The following is a 12,012-nucleotide window of genomic DNA, read 5'->3' as shown; positions in this document are numbered from 1 at the left end:
AATCCCCCAAACGTCTATCAATTACGTCTCGCCGTAATTGTGCCTATCGAACATCCTGTTAAACTTTCCTTTACTTAAATATTATCATGTTATGTACGCAATTCAATGAACGTTCCGTAGACATTGCCAATTCAAAGAAATTGTCCTTGGCCTGTTCATCTTAAAAGCATCAATATTCTCTATATTATCCCGATATATGATGAAAAGAGACTGTTTCCATGATAGCCGTTAGAAAAGGAGTGAGTATCATCGTCATTCAATATGAAATACTACGTGAGCAATGCATTAAATTACATACATTATCCTTCAGTGACCTAGCTGAAAACCTACAGGATGCAAGTTCATATGCAGTTTCGAAGCCTTCTATTAGCTTGCAAAAGAGTCGTCTTGTACTCGAGGATATTTTATTTGAAATATATAAAATTGAAATGCACTCAGAGCCGAGATTGAAAAATATTAGAACTTTACTCAATAACAGAGATTTCGTGGCAAGAATTCATCCGCGTCGCATTTATTTATTGATGAATCTTGTACGTAAGATGACAAGTGGTGGGAGTAATGATGTGGTTGAGTCAAAGGCCGCTAAAATCGTACTTGATTATGTGAGTGATATTGTCGAGTGGTTCATTAAACGTTATGATCGTAGCTTTAAGGCCTCTGTTGCAGCCCAAAACCATTCTTCTATTGAGGATTTAATACCTCCTTTTGCTATCAATGTACTTACTCATGATGATCAACCTTCTGAAGATTATGAACGAGCAGCAAATTGGTTTGAATTAGCTGCTGCGAAAGGTAATGCGAGTGCACAGTACAATTTAGGCGTACTTTATAATCATGGACGAGGTGTAAAAAAAGATTATGTCGAGGCGAAAAAGTGGTATGAGAAAGCGGCGGTACAAAACGATGCAAATGCGCTATATAGCTTAGCTGTCTTATATCATCTAGGAAATGGCGTAATACAAAATTACGCAGAGGCAGCTCACTACTATAAAATCGCAGCAGATTTAGGAAACGCAGAGGCACAATATAATCTTGGTGTGCTTTACAATCAAGGTCTTGGCATGCCTGTAAATTTTGCAGAGGCTGCAAAATGGTATATATTAGCGTCAAATCAAGGCTATACGAGTGCACAAAACAATCTTGGGTTCCTTTATCATAACGGTGATGGCGTGCCGCAAAGTTATGAGGAAGCAACAGCCTATTTTGAAAAAGCCGCCACTGCTGGAGATGCCAGTGCACAGTATAATCTTGGTTATATGTATTTAAAGGGACGCGGAGTCACACAGAGGTTTGAGGAAGCTGCCAAATGGTTTCATCTTGCGGCACTGCAAAACCATACGAACGCAGAATTCCAGCTAGCTATGCTCTATAATAACGGGCAAGGCTTACAGCAAAATACTGAAGAAGCGATCAAGTGGTTTAAGTTAGCTGCCCATGGAGGTCACACGAATGCCCAGTATTGCCTCGGCGTACTTTATGCGAAAGAAAAAAGTAGCGAACGAGCGGAAAAATGGCTTGAGCTTGCGGCTAATAAAGGGCATATAAGTGCGAACTATGAACTTGGGCTTTTATATGCTCATCAGCTTGAACAGATAGAAAAAGCGCTACCATGCTTTAAAGTAGCAGCTTCAAAGGGCTTAGCTGACGCACAATATGAACTTGGCTTACTTTACGCAACTAGCACTGGGATAGCGCGAAACTATACCGAAGCCGTGAAATGGTGGCGGGCTGCTTCCGACCAGTCGCATCTCCACGCTGAGTATCAGCTTGGCCTTTTATATGAACAAGGACTAGGTGTAGCACAAGATTTAGAAGAGGCTCGACGCTGCTATCGCCTTGCAGCAATACAAGGACATACTGGCGCACAATATCAACTGGGGAACTTATATGACAAAGGAAAAGGTGTCGAACAAGATTATACTGAAGCTGCCAAATGGATCGAACAAGCAGCAGAAAAAGGTCATCCAAAGGCACAATTTCAACTCGCACAAATGCACATATACGGACAAGGCGTGCCAAAAGATTTTGCAAAAGCGGCACAATTATACCGCCTGGCTGCCAAGCAAAATCATAAAAAAGCACAGTACCAACTCGGAGTGCTCTATAAAAAAGGACAAGGTGTCGCACAAGATTACAACGAAGCAACCCACTGGCTCAAAAAATCATTAGAAGAACAAAAATAATAAAACCGCGTCAAAGTCTAGCACAGACTGACGCGGTTTTTACTTAATTTTTTGCTTCTTCTTTTTGGTTAATCATAAATGTCACACAGATAAATAAAGCAAAGCTAATTAATAATGTTGTGCCACCAACGATAAAGAAAATCATTGTAAAGGTTTCATTTAAATTAAATGGATTAATATTGTATAACCACATACCAATCGTTAAACCAAATACACCTAAAATAGCTGTCCATCCATGTGCCGTAACTAATTTTGTTGATTTTACTTTGAATACTCGGTAGAAAATACCCCATGCAAACATACTTAACCATCCGACCAGTAAAATATGTGCGTGAAGTGGTCGATATTCATAGCTACCTGACCCTGACATATGTGATCCTAAATACGTACCGAGCAACCCAAAAATCGCCGCTAATCGAATCAGACGTAGACTCCATTTCTGTTCCATACTATATGACCCCCTAAATTATTTTCAAACTTGTTACTTAGTAGTCTATAGTGCGAACATGAACTTCATATGAACTGCTCATTATAGTTTAGGTAATCGAATCACTACCTTCGTCCCTAATTCAATAGCGCTTTCCAGTTGCACTTCTCCCCCATGCAATTCAGCAATTTTCTTTACGATGGCAAGCCCAAGCCCTGTCCCCTGCTTTGTTCTCGACTCATCTGCACGGTAAAAGCGATCAAACACTTTTAATAACTGATCTTCTGTTATGCCAATACCACTATCTTCAATCAGTACTTCCATACAAGATGTCTGCTCCTGCAAGTGAATGTGGATTTCTCCGCCCTCCACGTTGTATTTAATAGCATTCGTCAGTAAATTATCCCACACATTTTGCAGCAAACCAGCATCACCGTTAAATGTCGTCGGCTCTAGCTGATACGATAACTGTACATTTGCTTCTTCTAACTGCCAGCGATATTTTCGCACAGTATCCTTTAACTGCTCGTCCAAACGAAACGGCTCACGCTTTAATAGTCGCGTCGATTGATCAAGAGATGTTAAGAGTAGTAACTGCTTCGTCAACGTTGACAACCGCTTCGTTTCCATCTCAATAATCGTCGCATACTCCTGCCGCTCCTGCTCGGATAACTGCGGGTTCTTTAACAAGTCGACATACCCTTGAATATTCAACAAAGGGGACTGAAAATCATGCGAAACATTGCTAATAAATTCTTTACGAATCACATCATTTTCCTGTAATTTTTTCGTCATCACATTAAAGCTATCTGCAAGTTGCCCGATTTCATCCGCTCGGTCAATTTCAAGAAGTGTATCAAATCTCTCATGGGCTAGTTGATGGGTTGCCTCAGTTAACTGCGTAATCGGACGAATTAACGCCTTCGCAAATAACAGCATCGATAACAAGCTAATAATCGCCATCCCAAGAATAAGACCCCCTAAAATCGTATGCACCTCTGAAAATAATAATCGAATATCCGGTCTAATAAATAGTGCATACTGCTTGTCCTCATACGTAAACGGCACACCAATTGTATTTATAAGTTCATTAGCAAAAAAGCCCGTTATAAATGTCTCATTTGGGAAATCTCGCATGCCGTGATAAATTTCACCGCCTAGTACACGTTGAACGACGCTTTGTGGTAACGCTTTATCACGATATTCACCACCGTAATAATGCTCCTCCTCGCCTGTTGTCACATAAATTTGATAGCCAATTTCACCAAGGGTCATTAAATAATTGTCTAAATCACTTGGCGTTGCTTTTTCGATATATTCAGCAATATCTTGTGCAATTCTCACATTTTTCTCATCATTTTGTTCCTTAATCACCTGATGATAATACATATTCGTTAGTAAAAAACCGATAAAAAAGCTTCCAATCATAATAAGAATTGTTGTGACTACAAATCTGCTATATAACGTTTTTATCATGCTAAGACCTCAAGCTTGTAGCCAACTCCACGTACGGTCGTAATTTCAACACCGGTATCATAACGATGTAAACGTTCACGCACCCGCTTCACATGCGTGTTTAATGTCTGTTCATCCCCATCATAATCATAGCCCCAAACCTTCTCCATAATCATTCCGCGTGTAAATACCTGATTCGGACGTGAAGCTAAAAGAGCTAATAACTCGAACTCCTTTAACGGCAAAATAAGTGTACTTTCACCTATCATGACCTCAAAACTTTTTCGATCAATCGTTAGTTTTCCAACCTGCATCGTCACCTGATTTGTTTTATCGAGCCTACGTAAAATGGCTGCAATACGGAAAAGTAGCTCCTTTGGCTCAAATGGCTTCACAACATAATCATCCGAGCCCGCTAAAAAGCCGCGCTCCTTATCTTCAAGCTCCCCTTTTGCAGTTAGTAATAATACTGGAATGTCATAATCCTGGCTCAGTATCTTCGTCAACGTAAATCCATCCATACCAGGCATCATTACATCAACAACAGCTAAATCCGGTAAATTCCCCTCAAGCAATTGCAATGCCTGCTCCCCGTTCTCTGCCTGCATTACTTGATAGCCTTCACGCGTTAAATAAATATTTACTAATTGCAAAATATGCACATCATCATCTACAACCAAAATTTTCACTCACTTTTCCCTCCATTCAAAAAGGGCCACTACCCTATGTAGTAACCCTTTCATTTTATAATGAAAAAATGGAAATCAACAGTAATATAACTAGTGGCAAAAAAATCACAATATAGCCACGTGGATTACCCAAGTTCAATGTCCAGCCAATACCGAATCGTTTTTCCACAAAGATCGATGGGTCTTCACGATTTATGTAGATAAGCCCACCTCTCCAATAACGGTCTTCATCGACATCCGTGATCTCCGATGTCACATTTTCTGTATAATCGAGTCGCCACTCCCGTAGTTTCCACACAAAAACAAGCGTCCCTCCAAGCTCTAACACTAAGAACAGTATAAGCAATGGAAGTAGCTTTTCCCCTTCAGCTAACGATGGATAAATATTACTCAACTGTAGTACTGTCAATACTATAGTTAGACCATAGCTTAGAAGCATCACGCTCCAACTTGCGAATTTACGTATTTTCAGTTGGCTCTCCAAGGACTCTTCTTTATGATTGACAGACAATTTAATAGCTGAACGTTTTATTGAATCCGCAATCCCCCACATCATGCATTGCATCATCAGCATGACGCATGGCAGTAAAATTGCTGTGAAATATGTTTTTTCTACCCAATCATCTGCCGCTCCAGTTGGCCCCCAGTGTACAGCAATGTTCTCTGGCATTAATTCATAACGGAACAATGTAAAGGCTATTATGAAGGCTGTTACACCCATTGGTGCCACGAAAAACGGCCAAGGCAACATTTCATCTCGATTACGTGCCGTTAAATCTACCGCACGCACTTGCTTTAAATTCTTGCCCCATTGTTCATGTTTTTTTAGATTCAAAACTTTTTGATGATTCACCCAGTACATTCCCATGCTTACTGCGATCATTGCAAATAAAAAGCAGCTTAATAGAATACTTTGTGTAAGTTCTGAAAATGCCACCGTCCAATTGGTAATAAGCATGATAATCAACAACGTAATACCCACAATCCCCGTTATTCGAGTATAATGCTTTTTCGCCCTCTGAAGTGAAGGATGCTTCACATGTTGTTCAGGTACTGTTACACCAAAAACAATCGTTTCACGCACTACATATGGTATACAAACTTGTAAAGCCAATACAATGATGTAAATAACAGTAATAACCCCTAGCAGCATCGCTCTTTACATCCCTTCTGTTAGCACCTGTAAATCGGCAAATACCTTTTTCATCATGTGCTCAATTTGATTTGCTGTTGCGCCGAGCACCATTCCTTCTGCCACAACAGGCTTTAAGTTTTTTTCAATTTGCTTCAATTGTTCAGGCGTTAATGTACGTTCCTCCGCCGATCGAATAATCGCCCCAGATTTGGCACGAATCGTTAAAATGCCTTTTGCTTCAAGCTCATGATAGCTTTTATTCACTGTATGCATGTTAACGCCTAAATCTGCCGCCAAATTACGCACGGATGGTAACATATCACCAGGCTTCATCTCGCCTTTTGCAATACCTTCAATAATTTGTCTCGTTACTTGCTCATAAATCGGCACATCCGATTGCGGCTCTATTTGGATAAGCATTTTAATCAGCTCCATTTTTGTTATATATTAAGTATAACAAAAATTATCATTAATGCATATTAAAAAACGACCCGCCTAATGACGAATCGTATATTATCTATTTAACTAAAATTGCTAACTCTTCTTTCAAACGAGTAACAGCTACTTCTGTATTTACATTATGGCCTAATTCATTTAGCGAGTCACCAATCAGTTTCACTGCTTCTTCAAGCATTGCTTCAGTTGTATTGCCCATATGCCCAATTCTGAACGCCTTGCCAGCTAAGTGGGCAAGCGAGCCCGCCACAATTACACCTTTCTCGGCTAGCTTCCCACGGAATTTCGCATCTTCTACCCCTTCAGGATATAAAATACAACTAAGCGTCGGTGCAGCCACCGCTTCCTCAGCAAGTGCCGTCATGCCGTATTCAGCAAGTGCTGCGCGTACTGCACGTCCGTACGCAAAGTGACGCACCTCACGCTCCTTGATGCCCTCATCTAACACAATTTTCATTGCCACATCGTATGCATAGATTAAATTCACTGGTGGTGTTGCAAAATATTTCCCTGGATCATTCATAACTGGAATCCAATTATAAATATCGTTATAGTACGCAGGAATTGTATCTAGTGCCTTGCGTGCATTTAATGCAGTTTGATTGAAGGCAATTATAGCTAATCCAGGTGGTACACCAATTGCTTTTTGTGAACCCGTTAACACCACATCTAATGTATAGTTAGGATTTCCGTATTCCTTGCTCATATTCTCATCAAGTGCTGCAGTTGCCACGACACCATCTAAAATAACAAGTGCGCCCGCCTTTTTAATAACTGGCACTAACGCATCTAAATCAGATACAACACCAGTCGATGTATCTGCATGTGTAATTGTAACAGCCTTGAAGCCACCTTCTGCTAACTTTTCCTCAACTGTTGCAACATCTACCTGTTTACCCCATTCAGCCTGTAATACTTCTACTTCAATGCCAAAAGCTTTTGCTAACGGTGTAAAACGATCGCCGAAGTAGCCATGACTAATGACTAATAGCTTTTCGCCCTTGCCTATTGTATTGACAATCGCCATTTCCATCGCAAGCGTTCCCGAGCCTGCCACGACAAAAACCTCACCGTCTGTTTGGAATAGCTCCTTCGTTTGTGCTATCGCATTTTTGTAAATCGCCACGAAGCGAGGGTCCGTATGTCCTCTCGTCTCACTTGCTAGTGCATCATAAATTTCATCTAGCACCGGTGTAGGTCCTGGAATTAACAACATTTCTTTATTACGCATTTCTTCTCCCCCTTATGTGTTATTAGTCCATCCTCTGTATGTATTCTCTACCATCCAACAAAATCCTTCTAAATATAAAAGATGCCTTGCAAGCTCCCCATCTGAGCTCTCAAGACATCCTTCACCCCTTTTTAAATCTCTTACTTACGTTATATCAGTAACCCCTTTTTTTGAAAAAGCGCTCATTTTTTCAGTAAGGAACAGGGGAACAGACCCTGCTCGTTACATTGGTGGAATAAGGTGGACTGCATTCGAGTTCAGTCCACTGTGATCATGGAAAGTTAGGCATGTAAATCAGTAGATTTGAATCAATTATTTTAATCTTTCATAGCCTGGAAGTGTTAAGAATTCCACGAACTCATCTTGCGAGATTAAAGATTTAAATAGTTCAGCAGCTTCATCGTAGCGACCACCATTATAAGCTTGTTCCCCAACAGCCTCTTTAATTTTCACAAGTTCCTCTTCCAAGATTTCTAGCACGAATGCTAGTGTGATACCGCGTCCATCATCTAAAATGCCTTTAGGATGACGGATCCATTGCCATACTTGCGTACGAGAGATTTCTGCAGTAGCAGCATCCTCCATCAAGTTGTTAATCGGTGCAGCCCCATTGCCTCGTAACCAAGAAGCAATATATTGAACCCCAACACTACAGTTAATACGTAAACCATCAAGTGTAATTGTGCCTTCTGGTACAGCTACTAAATCTGCCGCAGATACATTTACATCTTCGCGCTTTTTATCGATTTGGTTTGGTGTTTTCATAATCGCATCAAACTGCTCCATAGCTGTTGCGACCATGCCTGGGTGTGCTACCCAAGTACCATCATGACCATTCGTTGCCTCAAGACGCTTATCTTCAGCAACTTTCGCAAATGCCACAGCATTCGCTTCGTCATCACCTTTAACCGGAATTTGCGCTGCCATACCACCCATCGCAGGTGCGTTGCGTTTGTGACATGTTTGAATACATAAAGACGTATAGGCACGCATAAATGGTACCGTCATCGTTACTTGACCACGGTCAGGTAAGATTACGTCTGGTTGATTGCGCAGGCGCTTGATATAGCTAAAAATATAATCCCAACGTCCGCAGTTCAGACCAGCCGAATGCTCGCGTAGCTCATATAAAATTTCATCCATTTCAAATGCTGCTAAAATCGTTTCGATTAAAACTGTTGCCTTAATCGTACCTTGTGGAATTCCGATATAATCTTGTGCAAAGACAAACACATCATTCCACAGGCGTGCTTCTAAATGACTTTCAAGCTTTGGTAAGTAGAAGTATGGACCTGTGCCTTTTGCTAGTGCGTTTTTCGCATTGTGGAAAAGGTATAGACCGAAGTCAAAGAAGCTACCAGAAATAGGCTCTCCATCAATAAGCACGTGCTTTTCAAGTAAATGAAGACCACGTGGACGTACTAATAACACAGCCGTTTCTTCATTTAACGCATACGTTTTACCATTTGACTCTTGTTTGAATTCAATCGTCTTATTAATAGCATCACGCATATTAATTTGACCGCCAATCATGTTCTCCCATGTCGGAGCAGATGCATCCTCAAAGCAAGCCATGAACATTTTCGCACCAGAGTTTAGTGCGTTAATGACCATTTTACGGTCAACCGGCCCTGTAATTTCTACACGGCGGTCTTGTAAATCTGCAGGAAGTGGCGCAATTGTCCAATCTCCCTCACGAATATCCTTTGTTTCTGATAAGAAGTCGAGTTTCTCACCATCATCAAGACGCTTTTGACGTACTTGACGAGCTTCTAAAAGTTCTCTACGGCGCGCATCGAACTTTTCATGCAGGGCAAGAACAAACTCAAGGGCTTCCGGTGTTAACACTTCTCTTGTCTGTTCGTTTTGTTCACCAACAATTTTAAGCTTGCCTGTTGTTGCTTGTTCCATAAGTATAATCCCCCACCCTTTGTGTTTTCTAAGTACAGTCATCCCCCGCTTAGGAGGGGCGGAGGAGACTGATCTATGATTATGAATTTAGGAGTTGACGTACTAATTAACGACTTATACGAATTGTTCTGTTTCTGTAGAACCAGCCATTGCTGTTGTAGAAGATGTACCACCAGAGATAATTTGTGATACGTCATCAAAGTAACCAGTACCAACTTCACGTTGGTGACGAGTTGCTGTGTAACCTTTAGATTCTGAAGCGAACTCAGCTTGTTGTAATTTAGAGTATGCAGCCATACCGTTATCTTTGTAGTCATGCGCAAGTTCGAACATAGCATGGTTTAATGCATGGAAACCAGCTAAAGTTACGAATTGGAACTTGTAGCCTAACTTGCCAAGCTCACGTTGATACTCAGCGATTTCTGCTTCTGAAAGGTTAGCTTTCCAGTTGAATGAAGGTGAGCAGTTATAAGCTAACATTTTACCTGGGAACTCAGCATGGATTGCCGCTGCAAACTCACGAGCTTCCTCAAGTGATGGCTTAGAAGTTTCACACCAGATTAAATCAGCATATGGCGCGTAAGCTAAACCACGAGCGATTGCTTGTTTAATTCCTGGAGTTGTACGGTAGAAACCTTCTGGTGTACGTTCGCCAGTAATGAAATCAGCGTCACGTGGATCGATATCAGATGTTACCATATCAGCAGCATCAGCATCTGTACGAGCGATTAATACTGTATCAACGCCCATTACGTCTGTTGCAAGACGAGCAGCGATTAAGTTACGAACAGCGTTTTGAGTTGGTAATAATACTTTACCACCTAAGTGACCGCATTTTTTCTCTGAAGCTAATTGGTCTTCTAAGTGAACACCAGCAGCACCAGCTTCGATCATACCTTTAACAAGTTCGAATACGTTAAGTGGACCACCGAAACCAGCTTCAGCATCCGCTACGATTGGAGCAAACCAATCAAAGTTATCGTCGCGACCTTCAGTGTGGTCGATTTGATCTGCACGTTGTAACGCTTGGTTAATACGTTTAACTACAGCTGGTACAGAGTTTGCTGGGTATAATGATTGGTCAGGGTACATTTGGCCTGAAAGGTTTGCATCAGCAGCTACTTGCCATCCTGATAAATAAATTGCTTGTAAACCTGCTTTTACTTGTTGAACCGCCTGGTTACCAGTTAGAGCACCTAGTGCATTGATGAAATCTTCAGTGTGTAAAGAATTCCAAAGTCGAGCTGCACCTTTAGTTGCTAATGTTTGTTCAATTACTACAGAACCTTGTAATTTAACTACCTCTTCTGCAGTATAAGCGCGTTCAATACCCGCCCAACGTGGGTTTTCAGCCCATTGTTTTTCTAAAGCTTTGATGTTTTCTTGACGTGTTGACATTTTTAATTTCCACCTTCCAATTGTGTTAAATATACTCTGTTAAAAAACTTCCCTAATAACTGTTCCATAACAGGTCTACTTGTTGTAAATTACTATATAACAGATATTCTAAATTTTCATTATTTTTAGATAAAACACTGGAAAATAATGACGAAATAAGAATAGACAGGATAAAAAATGGTAAAACACTCAATTAAAGGGGAGTTGTGTTATGGAGATCAATGATATAAATTTCGAGAAAGATGTACTTCAACAATACAAAATTATTTTAGAAGATTGGATTCCAGCAACAGCATCGATAGCTATTGCCGTTAACGATGCGTACATTTTCTTTTCTTCAGGTCACCATCAGATAAAACTTGCCGTGGGGGAGAAAGTGAAAGAGGACAGTATTGCACAGAAGGTTTTAACTACAAGAAGTAAAACAGATGCAATGATGGATAATTCATTATTTGATGCACCTTACTATGGGATAGGCTACCCTATCGAAATTGCGCAGCAACCCGCTGCCTTAGTTATTGTACTTCCGCCAAATTTTATCAAGGCTAAACAAGGGCCCTATCAGTTTCTAACTGGTAAACAAAATGAGGATTGGACACCTGTCCCAATTAATGAAATAACTTATATTGAAAGTCTTCAAAAACGAACATGGTTTTATGTAAATGAAGAACAATATAAAACAACAATTACATTAAAAGAACTTCAAACACGATTGCCAAGTATTTTTATTCGCATCCATCGATCCTATATCATTAACATTCATTTCATAAAAAAAATAACTCGAGACCTGTCTTCTAATTTCCTAGTGGTGCTAAAAAATGGAACTGAGCTACCAATAAGCCAATCGTATATTAATAATCTTCGAACAGTATTGGAATTCTAGAAATACCTCTATTAAATAGTAATTAAATAGAATAGGTACTTGGCCATTTATTTAGATTAAAATTTCCTATTATGTAGTATAAAGCAGGGGAATAAGGATAAATTATCCCTGCTTTTTTCTCATTAATAACGCCAAAATAATGATAAAATACAAATCATTCTTTATACACTAAATTGTATGAACACCCTAATAATTATTATAGAACGCAAAAAAACAGCCAACATATAGTTGACTGTTTCATGTG

At 40.2% G+C, this 12,012-nt stretch carries 10 protein-coding genes; 2 read left to right on the top strand and 8 right to left on the bottom strand.

All coding sequences use genetic code 11. The annotated features are described in order from the left end of the window. The first annotated feature begins 218 nt into the window (after positions 1-218). Positions 219-2,183, top strand: coding sequence for an SEL1-like repeat protein (locus tag AEA09_RS19035; RefSeq protein WP_245622915.1), 1,965 nt, complete (start codon positions 219-221; stop codon positions 2,181-2,183). A 43-nt stretch (positions 2,184-2,226) separates the two neighbouring features. On the opposite strand, the gene AEA09_RS19030 is transcribed toward AEA09_RS19035, so the two are convergent. From AEA09_RS19030 to aceA, 8 genes are all read right to left on the bottom strand, one after another. Beyond that, positions 2,227-2,631 (bottom strand): hypothetical protein, encoded by a 405-nt coding sequence (locus AEA09_RS19030; RefSeq protein ID WP_053585546.1) that lies wholly within the window; start codon positions 2,629-2,631, stop codon positions 2,227-2,229. Positions 2,632-2,712: 81 nt separating this feature from the next. Then, positions 2,713-4,083 carry a HAMP domain-containing sensor histidine kinase gene (locus tag AEA09_RS19025; RefSeq protein WP_053585607.1) on the bottom strand — a complete coding sequence of 457 codons (1,371 nt, stop codon included), beginning with the start codon at positions 4,081-4,083 and terminating at the stop codon, positions 2,713-2,715. Then, entirely contained in the window at positions 4,083-4,754 is a 672-nt protein-coding gene (locus AEA09_RS19020) for a response regulator transcription factor (RefSeq protein WP_053585545.1), read from the bottom strand. Before AEA09_RS19020 ends, AEA09_RS19025 begins: the two co-directional genes overlap by 1 nt. Positions 4,755-4,809: 55 nt before the next feature. Then, on the bottom strand, positions 4,810-5,907 hold the full coding sequence (locus tag AEA09_RS19015) for a DUF1648 domain-containing protein (protein WP_053585544.1): 1,098 nt from the start codon (positions 5,905-5,907) through the stop codon (positions 4,810-4,812). A 6-nt stretch (positions 5,908-5,913) separates the two neighbouring features. Further along, positions 5,914-6,309, bottom strand: a complete 396-nt coding sequence (locus AEA09_RS19010; RefSeq protein WP_053585543.1) for a GntR family transcriptional regulator — start codon at positions 6,307-6,309, stop codon at positions 5,914-5,916. Positions 6,310-6,406: 97 nt separating this feature from the next. Continuing rightward, positions 6,407-7,576 carry a pyridoxal-phosphate-dependent aminotransferase family protein gene (locus AEA09_RS19005; protein WP_053585542.1) on the bottom strand — a complete coding sequence of 390 codons (1,170 nt, stop codon included), beginning with the start codon at positions 7,574-7,576 and terminating at the stop codon, positions 6,407-6,409. Positions 7,577-7,888: 312 nt separating this feature from the next. Then, entirely contained in the window at positions 7,889-9,487 is a 1,599-nt protein-coding gene (aceB, locus tag AEA09_RS19000; protein ID WP_053585541.1) for a malate synthase A, read from the bottom strand. A gap of 114 nt (positions 9,488-9,601) precedes the next feature. Beyond that, positions 9,602-10,885, bottom strand: coding sequence for an isocitrate lyase (aceA, locus tag AEA09_RS18995; protein ID WP_053585540.1), 1,284 nt, complete (start codon positions 10,883-10,885; stop codon positions 9,602-9,604). A 211-nt stretch (positions 10,886-11,096) separates the two neighbouring features. On the opposite strand from aceA, the gene AEA09_RS18990 reads away from it, so the two are divergent. After that, a complete protein-coding gene (locus AEA09_RS18990; RefSeq protein ID WP_053585539.1) occupies positions 11,097-11,768 on the top strand; it encodes a LytTR family DNA-binding domain-containing protein in 672 nt (223 codons plus the stop codon). Positions 11,769-12,012: the final 244 nt, after the last annotated feature.

Source organism: Lysinibacillus contaminans (assembly GCF_001278945.1).
Classification (GTDB): domain Bacteria; phylum Bacillota; class Bacilli; order Bacillales_A; family Planococcaceae; genus Lysinibacillus; species Lysinibacillus contaminans.
This window is presented reverse-complemented; position numbering and strand designations above follow the sequence as displayed.